The following is a 23,042-nucleotide window of genomic DNA, read 5'->3' on the forward strand; positions in this document are numbered from 1 at the left end:
TAGAAGGCAATTCACCATTCACCAGCGCAATCTTTTGTGACGGCTTACGGAAAATACACGCCTCGATCCGGCGTAATGCGCCGGATCTTTTCCGTGAGAGAGCACCCGGTTTCAATGATGCGGAAGCTCCGCAACCTGGTTGGCCGTGCGGATAACAGCCGAAAGATCGGCATCGTCGAAGGCTTCCTTGGAAATGCCTTTGATCTTGAAGGTCCTGCTTTCGCCCGGCGCGAGATTGACCAGCATGTCGTCGACTTCGGCATTCGGGCTGATGCGATCGACGAACAGGCAGACATCGCGCAGGAAGGACTGCGCTGTGATGGTGACAGCAATGCCGTCCGTCGTCTGGATGCTCTCGATATCGAAGCGGGGCTGAGGATACTGCAGCTGCATGTCCTTCTCGAAGAACCACCAGGCTTCCGCATCGCCGAGGCGGGCACGCAGATATTCGCGGCGCGGATCGCCAGGGGTCGCGACCTCGGTCGGGATCTCGATATCGGAATTCTCAAAGCGGTCGCACAGGATGCGCCAGACGTGGTGGCGGGCGAGCAGCTTGCCGGTGAAATCGAAACGCTCGACCGTGAAAGGCACGCGCCAGAACAGGGTCGCATCATTGACGGCAATGGCGGCCAGCCGATCGCCGCGCGGCTGGATGGTGAGGAGATGCGGCGCATAGCTATGTTTCAAGGCATACCAGAGCGGCTTCTTCCGGCCGGCGCCGTCGATGGCCGCCCAGGAGGTGACCGGCCAGCAATCGTTGAGCTGCCAGACGATCGTGCCCATGCAGGTCGGCCGATGCGAGCGCATGTGGTCGATGCCATAGCTGATCGCGCGCGCCTGGTTCAGCTGGGTGACGAAGAGCCAGTCGTCGAAGTTTTCCGGCGGTGAGAACCAGCCCTCCAACCCCATCAACAGCTTGTCGTTGCCGGCCGTTGCCTTTTGATGATGCAGCACGCCTGGCGAGGCCGGAGCGCGGTCCTTCTCGCGAACGGATTGGGCAAGGGTTGCGAAGGTTGGCGGCGCCTGCCATCCGAATTCGGAGCAGAAGCGCGGAATATAGTTGCGGTAGGTCTCGTAGCCCACCTCGTTCCAGACGTCCCAGATATGCTTGCAGCCGTGCTCGTCCGCGTTCGGCGCGATCTCCATGGAACCGGAATAGGGGCTGCCCGCCCAATAGGGGCGCGTCGGGTCGATCTCGGCCACCAGCTTCGGCAGGAGGTCGAGGTAGTAACCGGCGCCCCAGGGGCGATTGCCCAGCACATCCTGCCAGCCCCAGTCGAAATAGCCCCAGATATTCTCGTTATTGCCGTTCCAGATGACCAGCGAGGCGTAAGCCATGAGCCGTGTGATCGCTTCGCGCGCCTCCGCCTCGATCTCACTGTAGACCGGTTCTTCTTCGGGATAGGTGGCACAGGCAAACAGGAAATCCTGCCAGACCATGACGCCGGCAGCATCGCATTCCTCGTAGAACGTGTCGGTCTCATAGATGCCGCCGCCCCAGACGCGCAGCATGTTCATATTGGCGTCGCGGGCCTGCGCGATCCGCTCGCGATAGCGTTCGCGCGTCACGCGCGGCAGGAAGCAATCGTCGGGGATCCAGTTGGCGCCGCGGGCAAAGACCGGCACGTCGTTGACGACGAGGGTGAAGGCGGAGCCGATCTCGTCCGGTGTCGTATCCAGCCGCACAGAGCGGAAGCCGACGCGCCGCTTCCAGCCATCAAGCGCCGCACCGTCCGAGCCAAGCAGCTGCAGGTCGAGATCGTAAAGCGGCTGACCGCCCATGCCATGCGGCCACCAGACCTGCGGGTTGTCGATCCGGCATTCGATCAGCGCATGGGTCTCGCCTTGCGCGACGCGGACCTCGGCGCGCTTGCCGCCGATGGAGAGCAAGAGCGCCGCGCTATCCGTGCCCTTGTCGGCCCATTCGATCTCGACATGCAGCCGCGCGACGCCCTGGCTGCCTTGCAGGGTGATTTCCGGCCGGATGCTGCCGAGGCGCGCCTTCGACCAGCTCTCGATGACAACAGGTTTCCAGATGCCAGCGGTGACAAGGGTCGGACCCCAGTCCCAGCCGAAGTTGCAGGCCATCTTGCGGATGAGATTGCTCGGGCCGGGATAATTCTGGGGGATATCGGCGGCGCTGCCCAGCTGCTTGCGGACTTCCTCGCCATGTTCATAGGCGGATTGGAAATCGACGATCAGCTCATTACGGCCGCTTTTCAGCTTATTGCCGATATCGAAGCGGTAGCTGCGATGCATGTTGCGGGTTTCGCCAAGCAAACTGCCGTTCAGTTCCAGGCGTGCCGCCGTGTCGAGGCCGAGGCAGGAAAGATCGATGCGCTTAGCGTCTTCGCTATCCCAGTCGAAGGCCAGACGATAGCGCCAGGCGGAACGCCCAATCCAGTCCTGCGAGATTTCGTTGACGTCGAGATAGGGATCGGTGATCAGCTGCGCCGCCATCAGGTCGAGATGCACATTGCCCGGCACGGCGGCGGGAACCGAATTGGGCAAGGCCGGTGCGCTGGAGGGTGCGCGAAGACGCGAGAGGGTCCAGCCGGTGTCGAGCGTCTGTCTTTTCATGGCATGCGTCCGTTATGAAATGGATGTCTCAAACAGCCTTTGGCGTGATGAATTGCCGGCCTGCCTGCGGATGGCGGTTCATGCGATAGACGTAGGCGATTCGGTTGCGTTGTATCAACGCCTTGGTGATCCCGCTGTGTTCAATGTAGGCGCCGTCGATGGCGTTGCGAGAGTGCTTGCCCCTCCATGAGCCGCTGCAACAATGGCCGCAGAATGCCATAGGCTTGTGACAGGGACCGACTGCCGGTTAAGCAGATTGAGATGTCAATGAGCTTGAAGATACGTGTCTGCGATGCTGAGCGGCGGGCGGTTATATGTTCAGATTGCCTTCAGGCGAGAATGCGAAGTCACCGGTGCCGGTAAACAGAAAGTCCCTAGTCAATCGAGTATGGGTGAAACTGCAATTTTCGAACCGCACTCGGATCGCGACGGCCTCCGAAAGATCAACATCGACAAAACGGCAGGAAGAGAAGATCGTTCCGGAAAGATCCGTCCTGAAGAACCGCATCGCGTGCATCGCACATGCCTCGAATTCGCAATGAAGCAACTCTGCCTTCGAGACCGGTACCGACTCGAAGGCGCAGTTCTCGATCCTGTTGCCGATCCAGGTGCAGCCACTTAGTGATTGCGTTGCAGAAAAGTGCGCGTTCCGCAGAACCGACATGGCAATGGTGGCTGCGCTTAGGTCAAGTCCATGCCAAACAATGTCCGAGAGATCGGCATCGCTGAGGTCGATACCGTTTTCACTTGCCTGGGCCAGAAGATCTGCTTCGAAATCCTTTTGGGAGATTTTTCTCATTGTCCGTGAAGATGCCTTTGCCACTTCGATTTGGCAAGCGGCAGCATATTGCGCCTTTCGATCGGCGGTATATCACACAGTTCTCGTTATTCAGGGCGATAGCTCTACAAGATCCGACGTCCTCGTCGGTCGGCATCCGATAAGAGGAAGCAGTCGGTTGCATATTTGATGGGCTTTTGCTTAAAGTTTAGGCTAGTCTAGCATTTTGATTTTATTTAACTTTTTCAATCATAAATCGTCAATTCACAGATCTTAGAACACGAATTGGCAAGGTCGATCTTCCATGAATTCCGTTTGGCTCGATGCCCCAAGCGACGATTTTCGATCGCTTTTCAAGACGCATCCGTCGCCTATGTGGGTGTATGATCCGCAGACGTTGAGATTCCTGATCGTGAACGATGCCGCCCGCGATCTCTATGGCTATGGTCACGCGGCGTTCGCCGATATGACCGTACTCGACATCCGGCCGCCCGAAGAGCGGGAGCGCATGCTGGACGCTGTCCATCGGCGCACCGACATGGAAACGGCGCAGCGCTGGACGCATCTGAAGGCCGATGGCGAGACATTCGAAGTTCTGACCTACGGGCGGGAAATTCGCTTTAATGGCAAGGTGGCAATCCTGGCGATCGTCCAGGATCGCACCGAGGTCAACGCTGCGCGACGCCAGGTCGATGCCACCCAATCGCTGCTCGATAGCATCGTCGACAATCTTCCCGTCGGCGTCTTCGTCAAGGATATGGAGCGGGATGGCCGTTATATCCTGTTCAACGAAGCTTGCGGCGCCATCGTCGGGCAGGCAGCACCGGATGTGATCGGCAAGTCGGATCGGGCGATATTTTCCGACGAGCAGACGGCGCTTTTCCGGGAGCAGGACAAGCTTGCCTTCGAGACCGCCGCAACCGTTTACTTCGAGGAAACCATCCATATGGTGGATGGAGTGACACGCATCCTGAAGACGGCGAAGCGGGCGCTTCCCGCGCCGTCAGGGCAAGCGCCGCGCTATGTTCTCGGTATTTCCCAGGATGTGACCGAAGAGCGCAGCGTCGAGGCGCGGCTTGCGCATCTTGCCATGCACGATTCCCTGACCGGCCTTCCGAACCGGGCCTTCTTCTCGGAGAGCATCGTGCGGCAGGTTGCGGCTGCGACACCGGAAAAGCCGATTGCGCTGCTCTACATCGATGTCGATCACTTCAAGCATATCAACGACAGCAAGGGACATGCTGCGGGCGATATGCTTTTGCGCCAGGTTGCCGAACGCTTGCAGCAGCTCGCGGAGAGAAACGATCTGGTGGCGCGCCTGGGTGGAGACGAGTTCGCACTGGTTCTGAGGATGACGGATGTCGGGCGCGCCCAGCGTCTCGCCGATTTGCTGCTGCTGTCGTTTTCGACACCCTTCGATCTCGATGGCGTCCGCGAGCATGTGACCTGCAGCATCGGCATTGCCATGGCGCCGGAACACGGCAGAGATGCCGATGTCCTTATGCGGGATGCGGATTTGGCGCTCTATGCGGCCAAGAGCAGCGGCCGATCGACCTATCGTTTCTACCAGACCGAGATGCGGCTTGAAGCGGAGCGGCGCCACCAGCTTACACTCGAGCTTCGGGAAGCCCTGCAGAACGACGAGTTCGAACTCCACTATCAGCCGATCATCCGGCTGGACGAAGATATTCTCTCGGGGTTCGAGGCGCTGATCCGCTGGCGCCATCCCAGGCGTGGGCTCATCTCCCCGGCCGAGTTCATCCCCGTTGCCGAGGAGACGGGAATGATCGTGCCGATCGGCGACTGGGTATTGCGGGAAGCCTGTCGGACTGCGGTGGAATGGCCCGAGGAATTGAAGGTGGCCATCAACTTGTCCGTCTATCAGTTCCGCCACGCGAACCTGCTGGCCACCGTCGTCTCGGCAATCGACGAGACAGGTCTCCGCCCCGGGCGTCTGGAGATCGAGATTACGGAATCCATTCTGCTCTCCGAGGTCGAGCAAAGCCTGTCGCTGTTGCGCGCGTTGAAGGAGCTTGGCATTCGCATTGCCATCGACGATTTCGGCACAGGCTATTCGTCGCTCAGCTATCTGCGTGCCTTCTCCTTCGACAAGATCAAGCTCGACCGCAGCTTCGTCGCCGGCATGGAGGCCGATCCTGGCAATCTCGCGATCGTTCGGGCCGTGGTCGGCATAGCCTCGGGCTTCAATGCGGTAACGCTTGCGGAAGGCATCGAGACGGAGGCGCAATTGGCCAAATTGCGTGCCGAAGGCTATGACGAGGTGCAGGGCTTCCTGCTGGGGCGTCCGATGTCGCGCGAGGATGCTGTGCTGCGAATTCTCGGTGAGACCCGGCCCGAGCACGCTTTGCACGCCCGAAAGCGGGCGGCGCAAGGATGACATGTGAAAGGGCTGAGCAGGCCGGACCTGGAAAAATAAAAAACTTCGACTGCCATTGTCGGAAGTCGTGATCGAGCAACGTCCTTGGAACAGCCCGACGATAAGGGCGGATATGCACAACCGTTTCCAAGGAGACCGATATGACCGATGCAGCAGAACAATCCCAACAACCTCGCGTGCCGGTTCGCGGCGGCGTCGTGGCCTATCTGACAGTGGACGGTGCCGCGAAGGCTGCCGAATTCTACAAGCGCGCCTTCGGTGCGGAGGAAGCCTTCATGTATCCGGTCGACGAGAAGGGCCGGACCATGCATATCCATCTCTATATCAACGGCAGTTCGGTGATGCTGGGCGACGCCTTTCCCGAATATGGCCATGCACTGGAGAAGCCGCAGTCTTTCGTGATGCAGCTCGTCGTGGATGAGCTCGATTTCTGGTGGAAGCGCGCCGTCGATGCAGGCGCTGAGGTCGTGGTCGAGCCACAGGTGATGTTCTGGGGCGATCGCTGGGGCCAGCTCCGCGATCCATTCGGCGTTCTCTGGGCGATGAATGCGCCGGTCAACGGCTGACGATATATGCCCTCGGTGTTGGTAGCGCCGAGGGCATTTCCTCTGATCCGGCTGCGAAGATGCTATTCTGCAAGCAGGGTTTGTGTCAGAGGGTGCTCAGCGTCCGTAAGGCCGTCCAGGATCGAATAATGGTGCTTGTCCGGTTCGACCACGACCGCCGTTGCCGCGCCGAGTCCGGTCCAGATATTGGCGAGCAACGCATTCTGGCGGATGAATTCGGCGCGTTCGGCACCCCCGACCCAGCAGGTGAGGCGGACGGCCTCGAGCGGCTCCAGCAGGGCTGGGCTTTCGGTTCTTGCTTCGGTGTCATCGATGCGAAGCTGCTCGTTCATGCTGCGCCTCATGATCGGCCGCAGGTCATGAAGGCCGGAAATGGCAAGCACATGGCGAATGCGGTTGCGGATTGTTTCACGGAGCGGCGATGTCGTTGTCATCATGCGGGCAACGAGCTGACCTCCGGCTGAATGACCAGTCAGAACGATGGGGCCGCCGACGAGTTCGGCGGCTTTGGTAGTCGCGGCCGCAATCTCCTTGCCGATCCCGGCGATGCGATTTTTCGGGCAAAGAGTGTAGGACGGGATCGCGACCGCATATCCTCTGGCGATAGAGCCTGCTGCAAAGTGCGACCAATAGCTTTTGTCCAGCTGCAGCCAGTAACCGCCATGGACGAAAACCACCAATCCCTTCGGCTGGCCTTCGGGCAGAAGGAGATCGAAGCGATTGCGCTCCGCAGGACCATAGGCCAGATCGAGTTTCGCGCGTCTCGCGGTCGTCAGCCTGTCACGGAAGGACTTTGCCGGCTCGACCCAGGCGGCCGGCCATTGATCTCCGTCGACGATATAGGCGCTATTGGTATAGGCTGCGTCCCAATCGTTGACCCTGAAATAGCTCATGCTCAGCTTCCTCTCTCCAGCTGCCGACGCCTGTGGATCAGGTCACGGCCGCTCGCACCGCAAAGCGCGTGTCCTTCCATGATCCGCTGCTCAGGATTTCCTCAAGCACCGTCGCGGCGCGCCATACGTCGCGATAGCCGACATAAAGCGGCGTGAAACCGAAGCGCAGGGTCGATGGCGCCCGGAAGTCACCGATGACACCGCGCTCGATCAGCGCCTGCATGACCTCATAACCGTTGTCGTGCTTGAAGGAGACCTGGCTGCCGCGCCTGCCGCTGTCGCGGGTCGTCTCCAGCTCGACGCCATATTGGCCACATTTCGCTTCGACCAAGCGGATAAAGAGCTCCGTGAGCGCTATGCTTTTCGCGCGCAAGGCCGTCATGTCCACTTCGTCCCAGATGGCCAGCGCACCCTTCAACGCTCGCAGCGACAGGATCGGCTGCGTGCCGCAGAGAAAGCGCTTGATGCCGGCATCGCCATCGAAGCTCCGTTCGAAGGCAAAGGGGCGCGCATGGCTCCACCAGCCGCTGAGCGGCTGGACGATCGATGCATGGTGGCGCTTTGCTGCATAAATGAAGGCCGGCGCGCCCGGGCCGCCATTCAGATATTTGTAGGTGCAGCCGACGGCGAAATCGGCGCCCGCACCATCGAGATCGACGGGCAGAGCGCCAGCGCTGTGGCACAGATCCCAGATGACGAGCGCGCCTGCCGCCTGGATGCGTTTTGTCAGCGCCGCCATGTCGCGCAGCTCGCCGCTCTTATAATTGACGTGGTTGACGAGAACGACGGCGACGCTGTCGTCGATCAGTTCCTCGATGCTTTCGGCATCGCGGCCCTCGAAGCGGAGCGTCAGGCCAGGGCGTGTCGAAGCCACGCCCTCCGCCATATAAAGATCGGTGGGGAAACTATCACCCTCCGCAACGATCACATTGCGGCCGGGCCGCATGGCGAGCGCTGCATGCAAGGTCTTGTAGATGTTGATCGACGTGGAATCTGTGACAACGGTCTGGCCTTCGGCGGCGCCGATCAGCCGGCCGATACGGTCGCCGAGCTCGAGCGGCAGATGAAACCACCCGGCACTGTTCCAGCTGCGGATCAGGCCGTTGCCCCATTCCTCCATGGCAGCCTGGCGCACTTCGGCAAAGACCTCGTGCGAGGCCGCGCCGAGCGAATTGCCGTCGAGGTAGATGACGCCGGCGGGCAGGGCAAAGCGGCTGCGAAAAACGCGCAGCGGATCGGCCTCGTCCATGGCCTCGACGGCCGCGAGATCGGGAAGGCTATCCATGATGTCGTTGCCTCGTAATCTATTCGCGAATGGTTTCTCGGGTGGCCGCCCCGCCGCGGCTGCGGCGGATGCTCGGCAGTGCCAGCATGATGAGCACGAACAGGCCCGTGGCGAGCTTCAGGTTCGGCGGCGGCATGCCGGCGGCAAGGCAGAGCGAGACGAGCTGGTAATAGATGATGGAGCCGACAAAGGGCGCCAGCAGCTGTCTGAACACCGTCTGCTTGCCGGTAAAGGCCTCACCGATCATCAGGGCGGCAAGGCCGTTGATCAGGATGCCGATGCCCATGTTGACGTCGGCAAAGCCCTGCGACTGGACCATCAACGCACCGCTGGCGGCGGAAAAGGCGCTGGCGATGCCGACGCCGCCGATGGTTGCGGCCCAGACATTGATGCCCTGCGCCTCGGCCATGTCGGGATTGGAGCCGACGGCACGCATGGCGGTGCCCTTTTCCGTCTTGAAGTAGAGGTTGAGGGCGATCAGCACGATGAGTGCGAGGATGCCGGCGACGACGATCTTGCTGGCAGGGAAGCCGGCTGCTGTGAACGGTACCCAGTCGAACACCGTCGGCGAGCCGAAGACGGAGAGGTTCGATTTGCCCATGATGCCGAGATTGACGCTATAGAGCATGGTCGACATCAGGATGCCGGCGAGCAGCGTATGGATGCGGAAGCGCAGGTGAATGAAGGCCGTACAGCAGCCGGCGGCAAGGCCGACGACGAAGGCAACGGCGATTGCGAGCGGCGGCGCGACGCCGGCGGCAAGCAGGATGCCGCAGACGCAGCCGCCCAGCGGAAACGCGCCTTCACTGGTCAGGTCCGGAAAGCTCAGCATCCGGAAGGGGATCATGATACCGAGGACGACGAAGCTTAGGACGAAGCTCTGCGCCAGGGTGACCGGGATGAGCGAGACGAAGCTTGAAACGGTTGCTTGAATGAAATCCATCATGTTGTCAGCTCACCAGCAGCATTCGGTCGGTCTTGACGGCGAAGTGACCGATCAGCTCAGGCACTGTGATGCGCCGCTTGCCATCTCCGGTGATTTCGAGATGAACGCGGCCGGCATCGAGCATGATGATGCTGTCGCCGAAATCGACGGCGTGCTGCATGTTGTGCGTCACCATCAATGTCGTCAGCTTGAGCGCCTCGACGGTACGGACCGTCGCCTGCATGACGATATCGGCCGTGCGCGGGTCGAGCGCTGCGGTATGTTCATCGAGCAGCAGCACGTCGGGCGAACCGCCGACGGCCATGATGAGGGACAGCGATTGACGCTGGCCGCCCGAAAGCAGCTCGACCTTCGTATCCAGGCGGTTCTCCAGGCCAAGGCCGAGAACGGCGAGACGTTCCTTGTAGGCGGCGAGACGGGCGGCATTCAGACCGGGGCGGAATCCCCTGGCTTTGCCGCGCAGTTCCGCCAGGAGCATGTTTTCGCCGACGGTCATGCTGGCGGCGGTTCCCTTCATCGGATCCTGGAACACGCGGGCCAGCCGCGCGGCGCGCTTGTGAACCGGCATGTTCGTCGCGTCATTGCCGTTGATGAGGATCTGACCGGAATCGAGGCTGAGAGCACCGGAAATCGCATTCAGCATGCTGCTCTTGCCGGCGCCGTTCGAGCCGATGACGACGCCGAATTCGCCTGTTTTGAGGGAGAGCGTCAGGCCGTCGAGCGCGACCTTTTCGTCGGGCTGGCCTCTGTAGAAAACCTTGCGCGCGGATTTGATATCAAGCATCCGTGCCTCCCCTGCAGTATAGGGTTATGAAATGGCGGCATCCTGGGCGCCGCCATGGATCGGATTGATCCTACAGCGTCGCGTCACATGTGACGCGTAAAGGTCGCTGTAGCACTTTAAATCTGCTGCATAATTTCATCCTTAAATCCATGTCGATTTAAGGAATTATGCAGTAGAAGATGCCGCCTATCACTTCGTGAAGCAATTGCAATCGGCAAGCGAGGCCGGCACCTCGGCGCCGAATGCCTTCAACACCGTCTTGTTGATCAGCGGCGCATGGTCCTCATAGGCCGGACGCGAAGGCTTGATCGTCTTCGGATCGGCACCCTTCAGGATCTGCGCGGCGATCTTGCCGGCATTTTCCCCAACCTGCTCGTAGTTGACGGCAAAGCTTGCCGGCACGACGCCATTGCGGACCGCGGCATCGTCGGAATTGACGATCGGAATCTGTGCCTGGCGGGCAGCGGCAGCAACGGCCGGGATTGCCGGCTGCAGCAGGTTGGACGCGGGCGTATAGATCACGTCCGCCTTGCCGGCGAGCGATGCGATACGCTGCTGGATTTCGTTGACGTTGTCGACGCCGACAGGAACCACGTCGAAGCCGGCTGCAGGAGCGGCGGCCTTGACCTTGTCGATCAGCGCGACGTCATTGGCCTCGCCGGGGTTGTAAGGTACGCCAAGCCGCTTGGCGTTCGGCAGCAGCTTCTTGGTAAAGGTCAGGATCGCCGAGATATCCTGCAGGTCGCTCGAGCCGGTGATGCCGTCGTCACCCGCGTCCCACGAAGGAACAAGCTTGGCGGCGACAGGATCGGTGACGGCGGTAAAGACGATCGGAATGCCGGATCCGGCGAGCGCCTTTTTTGCGATCTGCGACACCGGGGTCGTCACCGTATAGATCAGCTTCGGATGCTCGGACTGCAGCTTGGCGATCATCTGCGGCACGAGCGACGCGTCGAAGCTCGTGTTGCTCTCGGAATAAACGACATCCTTGCCTTCGACGAAGCCGTTATCGGCGAGCGCTTTCTTGAAGCCGGCGATCGAAGCATTGAGCTGCGGATGTTCGCCGAAATTGGCGATGGCGATCTTGATGGGTTCGGCCGAAGCGGTGGCGACACTGGCCACGAAGGCGCCGGCGACCGCGAGTCCGGACAGCCATTTGGATGTAGATCTCAGCATATTTTCCTCCCGGATGTGACAAGGAGCCGTATTCCTTCAGCTCTCTTGGCAAGGGATCATAGCGACTGCTGCAAGCCTGTCAAATTCAGATATATGATGTGCACTATCTGCGCCTTTGATATATATATTCCTGTGTTGGCGAGTTTTATATATAATTCGGATTTTGCGGGGGAAGGGCAGGCCGCATGCAGGACATCGATGCGTTGAGCAAGACCGAGGCGGCCTATTGGCTGTTGCGACGCGATATCCTCAATACGAAGCTCAGGCCCGGAGCATCCTTGCGGCTCGGCGCCCTGCGGGAAACCTATGGCGTCGGCTGGACTCCGCTTCGCGAGGCCCTTTCGCGGCTGGAAGCCGAAAAGCTGGTGACGGCCGTCAGCAATCGTGGTTTCGCGGTCGCTCCTGTTTCCAGGGCGGAGCTGGAGGATCTGATGCGCGCGCGGATGGTCATCGAACTGCCATTGTTCATGGAATCGATCGAAAAAGGCGGCCCCGATTGGGAATCAGCCGTCGTGACCGCGCACTACCGCCTGTCGCGCTGCAGGATCGTGCCGGATTCCGCTTCCGAGGAGATGGCCGACGAGTGGGATGAGAAGCATTCCGCCTTCCATGCCGCGCTGATAAGCGCTGCGACATCAAATTGGCTCAAGCGCTTCCAGGCCACCATTACCGATCAACTGCGGCGTCACCACCGTTTCCTCGGCCTGGCGCCGACGCAGCGCGCGACGGCCGGCCTGTCCGCCGGCTATGAGAAGGCGCTGGCGGCGCTCAAGGACGCGATGGCGATCGAACATCACACGGCGCTGATGGAGGCTGCCCTCGACCGCGATCTCGAGCGCGCCAAGGCGCTGATGACGGAGCATATCGGTTACACGCTGCAGGTCTATATCCGCTCAGGATAAGCAGACACTTGCCGCCCTGCTCGGCGAGAGCTTGTCTGCTCTGGCCGCTGGCGCTGTCGGAGGTGGCGAAGGCGCCTCCTATGGGGCTGCGCAGTATCAGTATAACTATCTCGACCATGCGGACAACGATGCGCTGAATGCTGCGAAGGCGGCATGCAAAGGCGGTGATGATACTGCCTGCGCTGAGAAAGCACGACTGGAGGCGAAGGATAGGCTGCAGCAAGACGCAATGATTGCCTGCCGACCAAGTGGCTACCAGGCAGAAGGATGCGGCGCAGTTTTCGCTAGTGTGATCGCAGCATTGTCGAGTTACAGTGGCACGGCATCATCGTGGTTTATCTCGGCGGATCAATACCGCGCGGACCTCGCGGACCTTCGCAGCAGCGCTGGGCTTGATCAAATTTGGAAGATCATGGCTCCCGAAGGAGTCAACAGCCTTACTGCGCAACAACAAGAAGACGCTGCGAAACCGATTCTTGTTCTCGCGGGGGATCCGACCGGCGTTACTGCTCTGCCGTCGCTGATTGCCAAAGCAAACAATGGTGATCCGCTCGCTCTGGTGCAGGTGCTGACGTTCTTTGCGAAGTTCAGGACGGGCAATGCGATTGACGATCTTCTCGAGGGCGGAAAGAGCGCCACAGGAATCCCGAATGATTGGAGACCGATCAACGGGGCGGGTGCACAAGTCAACACTCCAGCAGGATTTACTTCATATATAACGCCCGACGGCGATATCGTTCATGTCTCGCCGGCAGGGCTCGTCTATGGGTCTGACAAAAACTTCGTGAACCGCATTGATCACGTATTGGCGCATACACAGCCGGATCTACGCACCTAAGGCAGACCCCGGCGTTTGGTGGGAAAGCTGCTCGTCGCGATGTGGAAATATGTGACCGAGGACGTTGAATTGAAGCTTCCGTCGTGAAGGCTGTGTAACAGGAGCCGCATCGACATCTCATCACCTGAGGGCCGATTAGCCTCGGCTGATCCAGAAGGCCAACCGAGATCCCAGCTGGCTTTGACACCGCATCAAAGACAGGTATCGCCGTATGGGACTATGCCGTCGCTGCCGTGGGATGGAATAGTCAGCCTCATGCGGTCGGCAGCACGCTGATCGGGATGTCATCGCTTTCGTCACTGCTCTCGAAGGCCATTTGGTCGGCGAGCTGGCGGAGTTGGTTGAATTCGGCCGGGCCGTCGAAGGAGATGCCCCCGAGGCGGATGGCGATGGAAAGCGGCGCGCCGTCAGCGCTGAAGGTAGCCGCGGAGACGCCCGCGCGGATGCGGTTGCCGATGTCGCGGGCGTTCTCGATCGTAGCGCCAGGCAGGAAGATGCCGAGTTCGTTGGTCGCAAGCCGCGCCACAAGATCGCCACGACGAACCGAGGGCTGGATGATCGAGGCAAGCGATTGCATCACCGTGTCGGCCCATTGCAGCCCATAGCGGCGGCCGATGTCGTCGAGCGTATCGACGATGACGGCGATGACGATACCGCCGGCATCTGCGTCGGTATGCTTGCGCCGCTCGATAAAGTGCTCGACGGCCGCGGCAAAGGCAGTACCGTTGAGCGTCTTCGTCACGCTGTCGTAGCGCGCCGCCTGGGTGACGTTTTCCTGCATCTTACGGATGACGTCGTTGTTGAGCTGCAAGGTAAAAAGCAGCGGAAAGGCCACAAATGCAGAAATAAGTACGGCACCGGCAAATCCGACTAAAAATGGTCGATCCGGCATCAACAGGTTTAATATAAATATAAGAGCAACGGAACCGACCACGGCGCATAGTGCGCCGAGTGTGGCTCTCCGCATGGCCTTGAAAATGGTGGCGGAGGGATGTCGCCGCTGTGGAATCATATCGGAGTTATCCCCGTTCCGTAATACTGCGTCAGCTAAACAGAGGTCCGAAAAAGCCGGCTTAAGAAAACCGGTAAAATTTGCTGTTTTGCATCGTTGTTTTCATGAAATACCTGTCTTCGAACGAATATCCGGAGCCGCCGTTTTACTTGGTGCCCGGTTTGCGACAGAACCCGGTCGGCTTTATCTCGATCCAGATCCTGGGCGTGTTTCATCGTGTCTATCGCCATGGGAGTTACGATGCCGATAGACACAACAATCAATTGTTTCGCCGTAGCGTCTCGGTCATACTTGATGCCCCTGTTTACAACCTGGCAGCGGATGTGCCCCTGGCGGGAGCATGCCTGAAACGTGAACCGATTTGCCCCCTTTAGCAATCAAATATTGAAAATATCTAAAATACATCCGGCGTATCGCATCCCGCCATATGGCTAATCGAGCTTCAACGTCATCCATGCTTGGGTGCATTCGCGTGCCGATAAGTATTTACTAATATTACCGGCATTTTGGAATGTTTTAAATCCTCTTCCGGCGCGCCTTAGTGGTTAAGGTTATGTACATTCTCCGCACGGTTGATGATTAGAATTGTTGCGATCATGCGACAGCGGCATCGACTCTGTGAATAGCCCAAAAATAGTCAATAGATTGCCGTCGGAAAGGCTTGCGCTTTCCGGTATTAACTGTTTCAGGAGATTAAATGGGAGTCTATCTTACAAATAGATGGGATGTCGTCTACGTTCGTAGGTGAATAAGATTTATAAAATGTATCTTTAGAGTATTATGTCGGCGAAGGGGCATAGTTTTGGCTAATAAGACGCGATTGATGGCGGCAATCGGAATTTCGATGGCCATAAGTTCTTTATCAAGTGGTTCCGCCGGTGCTGTGACATTGCAGCAGGCGATTGACAAAACACTAAAAACCAATCCGCAGATCATGCAGGCGGCGCAGAACCGGGAAGCAACCGAGTTTCAATTGCGCCAGGCAAGGGGGCTTTATTTGCCCTCGGTCGACCTTGACTCTGGTTATGGCCGCCGGAGACTATCGGACGTCACATCCGGAGCTTTATCGCGCACCCATGATTACCTGAATCCTGCTGACGTAAGCTTGACTATTACGCAGACCTTGTTTGATGGCGGCGACCGCAAGGCGCAGAAGGACAAGCAGGCCGCCCGCGTTGACGGCGCATCCTTCCGCGTCCAACAGCGCTCGGAAGCTTTAGCGCTGGAAGTGACCCAGGATTACCTTGAATATCAGTTGCAGATGGAAATCGTCGCAGCTGCTGAGAAGAACGTCGCCTTCCACAAGCAGATGGTCGGCAATATCGAGGACAGCATCAAGGGCGGCGCTCTCACCGATGCCGACCGTCTTCAGGGTCGGGAGCGCTTGGAGGCGGCTAACGCTCGCCTTCAGGAAGCAAAGAAGGAGCTCGATGCGACGAAGATCCGCTTTCTCCAGGTCGTCGGCGAGCCGATCAGTAATGCGAGCCGACCGGCTTCCGTCGCGCGCTACCTGCCGAAGACGTTGGACGACGCGGTCTTTATCGCTCAAAAGAACAACCCGCAGATCTCGTCGGCAAAGGCTGATGTCAATGCCGCTGACGCGGACGTGCGCGGTTCGAAGTCCGCATTCCTGCCACGGTTGGACCTCGTCGGCAGCGCTCGCATTGGTGACGATGTCGACGGCAACAAGGGTAACACGAGCGACGTCCAAGTTGGTGTCGTCGCCAAATGGAACATCTATCATGGCGGCATCGATACCGCCCACCAACAGGAGCTGGTTCGTCGCGCCGCCGAACAGCGTTTTGCGCTGAGCCAGACGTACCGCGAGGTGGACGAGTCCGTCCGTTCCGCCTGGAGTGAGCGCACCAACCAGGCTCAGTTGGCGCATATCCTCGGCGGGCAGGAAAAGACGAACGCTCAACTCGTCACGTCTTACCGCGAGCAATTCAAGGTCGGTCAGCGCTCGCTGCTTGATCTATTGGATGCCCAGAACACTCGCTTTAACACTGAGATCTTGGCCAAGACGGCGGAAGTCGCATCACTCTTTGCGGAATACAAGATCCTGGCGGCATCGGGCAGCCTGTTGTCGACGATGAAACTGAAGCCGGTCGATCAGGCGACGCCTTATGCCCGTGATCAGTTCGCTGTTTCATCGAATACGGCTGATCCCGGATATACCAGATACGACTCGCATCAGAAGCCCGGCTTGCCGATGGATCTGCTCGAGCCGATTCGTTAATCGTTACGATCCGAATTGGATAGTGGCTCATGTTGAACGTAGCACCTGACGTGTCTGCGAGCGTATCGCTGCGGACTTTCAAGTCGGCATTTAAATCGGTCGCTGCGTTTTACGGCCGTCCGAACTCGGATACAGTGCTGTTTTCGGGCATTCCGGACGAAATTCTGGAAGCCATGGAGCTGGACGATGTCGAACGGCTGTCGGAACGCGTCGGTCTGCAGGTCCTGAAGCATACGGAACGAGATTGCCGCCTGGGCAATTTCGATTGCCCGGCGATCGTCACCTTTGCTGACGGCGGTGTTCTGCCATTGCTCGAAACGACCGAAAGCGGTTCCTATATCACTGAACTCGTGCCGGTCGCCGGGACAGCGGCCTGCTTGACGCGGGACGAACTCAAGGCGCTCAATCCGCAATCGGCATTTGCTTTCACGCTCTATTATCAGAATTCTTCAGAAGAAGCGCGGGTCGGCCACGCCCTGGAGATCGAGAAGCGGCACTGGCTGGCAACGGCGCTGGTACCCTATTGGCGCACCTATGCCCGCGTCATGCTGGCGGCACTCTTCATCAACATCATCGCGCTGGCATCGCCGCTTTTCACCATGAATGTCTATGATCGGGTGCTGCCGAACAAGGCGTTCCCAACGCTCTGGGTGCTGACCGCCGGCATCTCGCTTGCCTATCTCTTCGATTTTCTACTGAAGATGGCCCGCGCATCGCTGATCGACTATGCGGGTCGTAAGGCGGATCTGCGGCTCTCGCAGTTGATCTTCGACAAGATCCTGAATTCGACATTGGCGTCCCGCCCGATGTCGACCGGAGAATATGCCAATCGGGTGACACAATATGAATTCGTGCGCGAATTCTTCACATCGAACACGATCGGAGTGCTGATCGACAGCATGTTCGTCGTGATTTTCCTGGTTGTCATATATTTGATCTCCGGGTGGCTCGTGATCATTCCAGGCGTCGCTTTCATTCTCTCGGTGACGATCGGCCTCGTGGCCCAGGCTCAGATTGGCAAGCGCATGGCGACGGCGACGAACGAGGCCTCGCGCCGCCAGTCGCTGCTCGTCGAGACCATTTCGACGATCGAGACATTGAAGAGCCTCCGCGCCGAGGCGACGATGTTGCGCCGCTGGCAGGAGCTGACGAAATATTCGAGCCGCACCAGTGAGGACATCAAGCACATCTCGTCAAACGCCATCAACATGACGATGTTCTTGCAACAAATGGTCAGCGTACTCATCGTCGTTGCGGGCACGTATGAATTTGCCGACGGCAAAATCGCCATGGGTGCGATCGTGGCCACCGTCATGCTGGCGAGCCGCGCCGGCGCGCCCTTCGGGCAGATCGCCATGACGCTGGCGCGTTTCCGCCAGGCCACCATGTCGCTGCGCATTCTTGACAAGATCATGGAGCAGCCTGACGACCGTCCGTCGACGGTCGGCTTCGTCAACCGGCAGATCCGTAGCGGTGGATTCAGCTTTCAGAATGTTTCCTTCCAATATCCAGGATCTGACCAGGCGGTCATCAATCAGCTGTCCTTCACGGTTGCGCCCGGGGAAAAGATCGGGATCATCGGCCGCATCGGTTCGGGCAAGACGACCCTCGGCCGGCTTCTCGACGGGCTGTTTCAGCCGGCCAGCGGCCGTGTACTCATCGATGGCGTTGATATACGCCAGTATCACGTGGCGGAGGTGCGATCCACGGTGGCCGTCGCCGGGCAATCATCGGACCTGTTCTCCGGCACGGTAAAGGAAAATCTGCTGCTCGGCCGGGCCGACGCCACCGATGAAGAGCTCTTGGCGGTATCACGAATGACCGGCGTCGAGGAGTTCGTCTCCGTACATCCGCGCGGTTTCGATATGCCGGTTGGCGAGCGCGGTGCGAACCTGTCGAATGGCCAGAAGCAGGCATTGACCATCGCGCGCCTGCTTCTGACCCGGCCGAAGATCGTCTTTCTTGACGAGCCGTCGGGAGCGATGGATTTGGCAAGCGAGCGCCATCTGATCAGCAAGCTGACCGATGCGTTCGGCCCGGAAACGACGCTGCTGGTAGCAACCCATCGTCACAGTATGTTGGAGCTGGTTGACCGGCTGATCGTCATCGACAAGGGCCGCATCATCGCGGATGGACCGAAAAACGCTGTCATCGAGGCGATGCAGCGCAAGGCGGTGCAATGATGCGTGCCTCTCAGCGCAATATCGACGACAGTCCTCCGTTGTTCGCCCGGCTGATCCTTGGCCTCTGTGCCTTGATGATCGTTGCTTTCGTCGCTTGGGCGGCCTTCGCCGACATCGACGAGATCGCTCGCGGCGAAGGCAAGGTGATACCGGTATCGAAGACGCAGATCGTGCAATCGTCCGAGCCCGGCATCGTCCAACAGATCAATGTCAATCTCGGCCAGGTCGTCCATAAAGGCGATATTCTGGTCCAGCTCGACAACACGACGACGGTGTCGACACTCGGCGAGTCGGTTGCCAAGGCTCGTGCGCTCGGTGCCAAAGTTGAGCGCCTGGCCCTGGAGGAGGCAGGCGCCTTCGACGCACAGTTCGTCTGCCCAGCTGACATTCTTGCTACCGCAAAAACCGTCTGCGACAACGAGGAAAAGCTCTTCGAGGCGGATCGCGCTTCCTACAAGAACAAGCTTGACGTTCTCAATCAGCGTCTGAAGCAGCATCAGAACGAGCTGGATGAAGCCCATGCCAACATAGACCGCCTGACGCAGAACATCGAAGGCGCCCAAAAGCAATATGATCTGCTGAAGCCGCTCGGCGAGAAAAAGCTTGTTGCCCAAACGGAGGTTCTCAAAGTCCAGCGAGACCTTGTCGACCTGCAAGGGCAGCTTAAAGTCTATGTCGAAAGCCTTGATCGCCTGCAAGCGGCCGTCAATGAGGCGACGCTACAGGTCGCCGACCTTGGATTGCAGCTGCGGCAGCAGGCCCTGACCGACAAGGGGCAGGCACTGTCGGAACTTTCCGTCGTCGATGAGACGATCCGCGGGGCATCCGATCGGGTCAAGCACACCGATATCCGGTCTCCGGTCGACGGCATCGTCAATACGCTGGAGGTCAACACGATCGGCGCCTATGTCGACGCCGGCAAGGTCATCGCCGGTGTCGTCCCGACAGCGGACACCCTGCTGATCGAGGCGAAGATTTCTCCACGCGACGTTGCATTCGTGCGCATCGATCAGCCGGCGGTCATCAAGATCTCGGCTTATGATTTCTCGATATTCGGCGCACTGGACGGTAAGGTCGTTAACGTCTCCGCCGATAGTCTTGTCGAAAAGGACAAGAACGAAACCTATTACCTTGTGCGCATCAAGACCGACAAATCGGCGCTGGAACGCGACGGCAAGCACTATCCGATTATCCCAGGCATGGTGGCTTCGGCCGAGATCATGACCGGCCGCAAGACGATCCTGGCCTATTTGATGAAGCCGATCAACAAGGCGCGCTCCGAAGCGCTGACGGAACGGTGAGGGGCAACCATGCGCAAAGGAGGCGGGAAGGACGAAGCTGCGATAGTTCGGGAGGAATCCCTACCATCTGTCGATGGTGATGAACTGGAGCCACGTTTCCGCGCGGTAACGGGTGGCGGCGAGCGTCGTGGCATTCGCCTGGAGGGTATCTATTGGGATGGGCTAGGGCGTATGTCGGAGGCCGGTGGCATCAGCATCGGTGACCTGGTTTCAAACATAGCCGCAGAGATGCCGGAGACCGGCAATCTCACGTCCTTGCTGCGCGTGCTGAGCTTCAAATGGGCGCTGAGCCGCCTCGATGCCGTCGAAGATCTCGCATCGCTGACCAATCTCAACGCTGTCCTTCAGGCGTCGCCGACACCTGCAGTGGTCCTGACGCAAGAGCGCGGGATCAAGCTCTTCAACGATGCCTTCTTGAAGATGTTGCGCCATCGCCTGCCGCTGATCGATGATGTCCAGCAGACCGCGCGCACGCTACGCCTGTCGATCGACACCCAGATCCAAGAGGTACTCTCCGTTCTGTCGGTCAATCGCGGTAAGACGCTGAACACCGGCTTCAAGATCGGCCTCGGTTCACAATCGCTGACGGGGCAAATCAATCTGGCGTTGGCGCCGACGCACGAAGCATTGATGCTGATCGGCTATCTTTCCGTCTACTGAGAATGCCACCGCTTTCATTATGCGCGACGCTCGCCCCAAATGCCTGGGTGGCGGGTTCGGTTAGTGAACTTCGCCTTCGCCGGGGACCACCTTGGCGAGCGGCACTGCGGCGGCAACCGCTTGTGCGTGAGGATCGCGCGAACCGTGCAGATAGCCGCGGTCAGCAACGATCGAATAGAGCGGCAGATATTCTGCAATCCGTTTGTCGGACAAGACCTCGTCGCGCATGTTGTCGAGGATAAGATTGTTACCGTTGACGGAGACCGACAGGACAGCGTGGTAGAAATGCCGCTGCTGGTCGAACAAGACGACCAGTGTCATATGGTCGAGATCGACGCCTGCCTTATAGAGTGCTGCCATCTTCAAGATGGCGTAGTCTTCGCAGTCGCCTCGCTGATGCGACAGTGCTTCGCTCGGTTTCGCCCAGTAATCTGCTACATGATAGGTTTCCATGTCGCTGGCGTAGCGGATGGCATGGTTGACCGTGTAGTTGATGGTATTGATCTTGTCGCGGATCGACGCGCCGGTAATCTTTGTTTCAGCGGCCGCGATGACGGTTTCGGCTGCATTGCATCCACCTGTTCCGCAATCGAGCGATTTGCCCGACCGGATTTCCGCGAGCGGCCCGGCGAAATTGTTGAGCGCGGCAAGATGTTTGAACGGAATGGCGACAGTTCCGAATACAGAGTCGCCTAAAGGAGCGCTGCTCGGTTTTGCGGGGCGTACCGGCTCAGACGCAGTCAAGTCATTGTGCGGAAGGCCGCCCGGCGCAACTGCGAGGCTGTTGTTCAATGCCGCCAGGTCGATGCCACTGATCGCTCTTGCGGCGTTTCCGATGGTGGGCGCAAAGAGATCGATGGCCGTATGGACCAGCGGGTCCTGAAACAGCTTGACGACGGGCCGAACAGTATCGTCGGTCGCCGCCATGCTGGTGGTCGCTGAGGCTAGACCGAAGGCAAAGGAAGCTGCAGCGAGTGCTGCAAGTATAGTTTTTTTGTTCTTGCGTACCATTGGCGCTAAATTCCCTCTGATTGAGAGAATAGTGCGTGATACTTCTGAATATGATGTTGGGATATATAGATAAACTAAGTATAAATTAAGCGATCAAATAAGTATAAAATTGTACGAAATGCGATGAGAAAGAATTAAGGATGATTTCGCCAAGGGTACTAAAGTGGTCCGTCTCGACTCAGGATCAGATGAAGCGGCGCTATCGTGATGACGAAGCGCGTCTCGTTACCTACGTGCTCGATGAGCCCTGCCGGCATCAGAACGACTGTGAGGGCCGTGCGGAAACCTTCAGTGTGCCGCCGTCGATCGTATTGATTACCATTCTACGCTCCACCTGGCCGGCGGCATTGAAGCGGAAGAGGCCGGTCGTGCCGCGGAAGCCCACCTTGTTCCTCAAATTGGCTGCAGTGATGGCCTGCGGTCCCTGGGAACGGATCAGGCCGGAGGCGATCGCCATGGCGTCGTAGCCATAGGCGCCGTAGGTCGTCAGCGGGTGATTGAAATGGCGCTGATAGCGCTCGGTAATGAGCCCGCTGCTCTGCGTGTCGTCGGTCGCGACGAACGCACCCGCTACGGCGGGCGTCGCATAGACCGATTGCGGCCAGTTGTTGGTGCCGACCAGCGTCTGACCGGGAATGGCTGCGCTACGAACGGCACTTGCGGCCATACCGATTTCCGGGGTGTTGCCGAGAATGACCACGATGTCGGCCGACTGGATGAGCGGCCGGTTCTTGGTCAGGATATCGGAGGACTGATCACTTGCGCCGTAACGGCCAAGGCCCATGAAGGTGTTGCCACCGTTCCAGATGGCGCTGCCCAATCTCGTTGCGTCGGATTGAGGAAAATCAGCGGGCACTAGCGCCGATACCTTTTTGTGACCCGAAGGACCGGCCGCCTTGACACCTTCCGTCGCGCTGTCGATCTCATCCGAGGCCAGATTGAAGACGTCTCCGCCGGTCGCCGCACCCGCAAGGTTAAGCAATGGGGGACGCTGGGTGGTTGGAATGGCAGCGATGGAGGCCGTCTCGGCCGGCGGCAGATAGCTGACGATCAGCGCGGCATTCCGGGCCTTGGCCGCAGTGACCTGTGCGGCAACGCCGGCAAGTCCAGGGCCGACATTCTTGACGCGCAACCGGACCTGATTGTTGCCGAGTTCGCCGACGCCAAGCACTGCCCCGTCGCGCACATCGCGTGCCGGGCCTTCATAGAGACCTGCCGCACCCTTGCGCAGCAATAGCGTGATTTCGGTGCCGCCGTCGCCGCCATAGCTCTCTTCAATGGCAGTGGACGGCATTTTTATGTCGTCCTTCTTGCTGTTGTTCTCCAGTCCCACACCGTCCATCTGACAGCCGGCGAGGCCGGCACAGAGAATGAGGGCGGCACCGCATGCTGGTCGCCAACGCGGTCTGCGCGGCAGCCACTCCGTCAAAAGGCTCAATGAAAGGCTGATCGCAAACGGCACAACTACTCCCCCCGATTCTCTACGGCAG

18 protein-coding genes are annotated in these 23,042 nt (G+C 59.1%); 8 read left to right on the forward strand and 10 right to left on the reverse strand.

The genetic code is table 11. The features are described 5' to 3' along the window. Nucleotides 1-111: 111 nt before the first annotated feature. Together PH552_RS07190 and PH552_RS07195 are read right to left on the reverse strand one after the other, a co-directional pair. Nucleotides 112-2,580, reverse strand: a complete 2,469-nt coding sequence (locus PH552_RS07190) for a glycoside hydrolase family 2 protein (protein WP_183761132.1) — start codon at nucleotides 2,578-2,580, stop codon at nucleotides 112-114. Nucleotides 2,581-2,890: 310 nt separating this feature from the next. Continuing rightward, a complete protein-coding gene (locus tag PH552_RS07195; RefSeq protein ID WP_183761130.1) occupies nucleotides 2,891-3,379 on the reverse strand; it encodes a pentapeptide repeat-containing protein in 489 nt (162 codons plus the stop codon). A gap of 283 nt (nucleotides 3,380-3,662) precedes the next feature. Here PH552_RS07195 and PH552_RS07200 point away from each other — a divergent pair, with 283 nt between their 5' ends. Next, entirely contained in the window at nucleotides 3,663-5,756 is a 2,094-nt protein-coding gene (locus PH552_RS07200; protein ID WP_183761128.1) for a putative bifunctional diguanylate cyclase/phosphodiesterase, read from the forward strand. Nucleotides 5,757-5,896: 140 nt separating this feature from the next. Further along, the gene (locus PH552_RS07205; RefSeq protein ID WP_183761125.1) at nucleotides 5,897-6,322 is read left to right on the forward strand and encodes a VOC family protein; all 426 of its coding nucleotides are present in this window, start codon (nucleotides 5,897-5,899) and stop codon (nucleotides 6,320-6,322) included. 62 nt (nucleotides 6,323-6,384) lie between these two features. Here PH552_RS07205 and PH552_RS07210 read toward each other — a convergent pair whose 3' ends face one another. The 5 genes from PH552_RS07210 to PH552_RS07230 all read right to left on the reverse strand — a co-directional run bounded on the left by PH552_RS07210 (nucleotide 6,385) and on the right by PH552_RS07230 (nucleotide 11,406). Next, nucleotides 6,385-7,215, reverse strand: a complete 831-nt coding sequence (locus PH552_RS07210; protein ID WP_183761124.1) for an alpha/beta hydrolase — start codon at nucleotides 7,213-7,215, stop codon at nucleotides 6,385-6,387. Between the two features lie 37 nt (nucleotides 7,216-7,252). After that, the gene (kynU, locus tag PH552_RS07215; protein WP_183761121.1) at nucleotides 7,253-8,500 is read right to left on the reverse strand and encodes a kynureninase; all 1,248 of its coding nucleotides are present in this window, start codon (nucleotides 8,498-8,500) and stop codon (nucleotides 7,253-7,255) included. 19 nt (nucleotides 8,501-8,519) lie between these two features. Next, nucleotides 8,520-9,443 (reverse strand): ABC transporter permease, encoded by a 924-nt coding sequence (locus PH552_RS07220; RefSeq protein WP_112345180.1) that lies wholly within the window; start codon nucleotides 9,441-9,443, stop codon nucleotides 8,520-8,522. Between the two features lie 7 nt (nucleotides 9,444-9,450). After that, nucleotides 9,451-10,230 carry an ABC transporter ATP-binding protein gene (locus tag PH552_RS07225; RefSeq protein ID WP_285165790.1) on the reverse strand — a complete coding sequence of 260 codons (780 nt, stop codon included), beginning with the start codon at nucleotides 10,228-10,230 and terminating at the stop codon, nucleotides 9,451-9,453. 189 nt (nucleotides 10,231-10,419) lie between these two features. After that, a complete protein-coding gene (locus PH552_RS07230) occupies nucleotides 10,420-11,406 on the reverse strand; it encodes an ABC transporter substrate-binding protein (RefSeq protein WP_183761118.1) in 987 nt (328 codons plus the stop codon). Nucleotides 11,407-11,591: 185 nt separating this feature from the next. Between PH552_RS07230 and PH552_RS07235 the strand changes: the two genes are divergently transcribed. Together PH552_RS07235 and PH552_RS07240 are read left to right on the forward strand one after the other, a co-directional pair. Beyond that, nucleotides 11,592-12,308 carry a GntR family transcriptional regulator gene (locus tag PH552_RS07235; protein WP_183761115.1) on the forward strand — a complete coding sequence of 239 codons (717 nt, stop codon included), beginning with the start codon at nucleotides 11,592-11,594 and terminating at the stop codon, nucleotides 12,306-12,308. A gap of 31 nt (nucleotides 12,309-12,339) precedes the next feature. Next, nucleotides 12,340-13,146, forward strand: coding sequence for a DUF6862 domain-containing protein (locus PH552_RS07240; protein ID WP_183761112.1), 807 nt, complete (start codon nucleotides 12,340-12,342; stop codon nucleotides 13,144-13,146). A gap of 253 nt (nucleotides 13,147-13,399) precedes the next feature. Here the strand turns inward: PH552_RS07240 and PH552_RS07245 are convergent, their stop codons facing one another. Next, entirely contained in the window at nucleotides 13,400-13,957 is a 558-nt protein-coding gene (locus tag PH552_RS07245; RefSeq protein WP_246698437.1) for a GGDEF domain-containing protein, read from the reverse strand. Between the two features lie 1,024 nt (nucleotides 13,958-14,981). Between PH552_RS07245 and PH552_RS07250 the strand changes: the two genes are divergently transcribed. The 4 genes from PH552_RS07250 to PH552_RS07265 are packed head-to-tail and all read left to right on the forward strand — an operon-like array spanning nucleotide 14,982 to nucleotide 20,541. Beyond that, nucleotides 14,982-16,397: a TolC family outer membrane protein gene (locus tag PH552_RS07250; RefSeq protein ID WP_112344668.1), complete on the forward strand. Its 1,416-nt coding sequence runs from the start codon at nucleotides 14,982-14,984 to the stop codon at nucleotides 16,395-16,397. Nucleotides 16,398-16,426: 29 nt separating this feature from the next. After that, nucleotides 16,427-18,580: a type I secretion system permease/ATPase gene (locus PH552_RS07255; protein ID WP_183761107.1), complete on the forward strand. Its 2,154-nt coding sequence runs from the start codon at nucleotides 16,427-16,429 to the stop codon at nucleotides 18,578-18,580. Continuing rightward, complete coding sequence (locus tag PH552_RS07260; protein ID WP_183761105.1) at nucleotides 18,577-19,881, forward strand: HlyD family type I secretion periplasmic adaptor subunit; 1,305 nt, start codon at nucleotides 18,577-18,579, stop codon at nucleotides 19,879-19,881. Before PH552_RS07255 ends, PH552_RS07260 begins: the two co-directional genes overlap by 4 nt. A 9-nt stretch (nucleotides 19,882-19,890) precedes the next feature. Then, a complete protein-coding gene (locus PH552_RS07265; protein ID WP_183761102.1) occupies nucleotides 19,891-20,541 on the forward strand; it encodes a ribbon-helix-helix domain-containing protein in 651 nt (216 codons plus the stop codon). A gap of 60 nt (nucleotides 20,542-20,601) precedes the next feature. Here PH552_RS07265 and PH552_RS07270 read toward each other — a convergent pair whose 3' ends face one another. Next, on the reverse strand, nucleotides 20,602-21,552 hold the full coding sequence (locus tag PH552_RS07270; RefSeq protein ID WP_183761100.1) for a transglutaminase-like cysteine peptidase: 951 nt from the start codon (nucleotides 21,550-21,552) through the stop codon (nucleotides 20,602-20,604). Between the two features lie 256 nt (nucleotides 21,553-21,808). After that, complete coding sequence (locus PH552_RS07275; RefSeq protein ID WP_183761097.1) at nucleotides 21,809-23,014, reverse strand: type 1 periplasmic-binding domain-containing protein; 1,206 nt, start codon at nucleotides 23,012-23,014, stop codon at nucleotides 21,809-21,811. Nucleotides 23,015-23,042 lie beyond the last annotated feature (28 nt).

The organism is Rhizobium aureum (genome assembly GCF_030182495.1).
Classification (GTDB): domain Bacteria; phylum Pseudomonadota; class Alphaproteobacteria; order Rhizobiales; family Rhizobiaceae; genus Rhizobium; species Rhizobium tropici_C.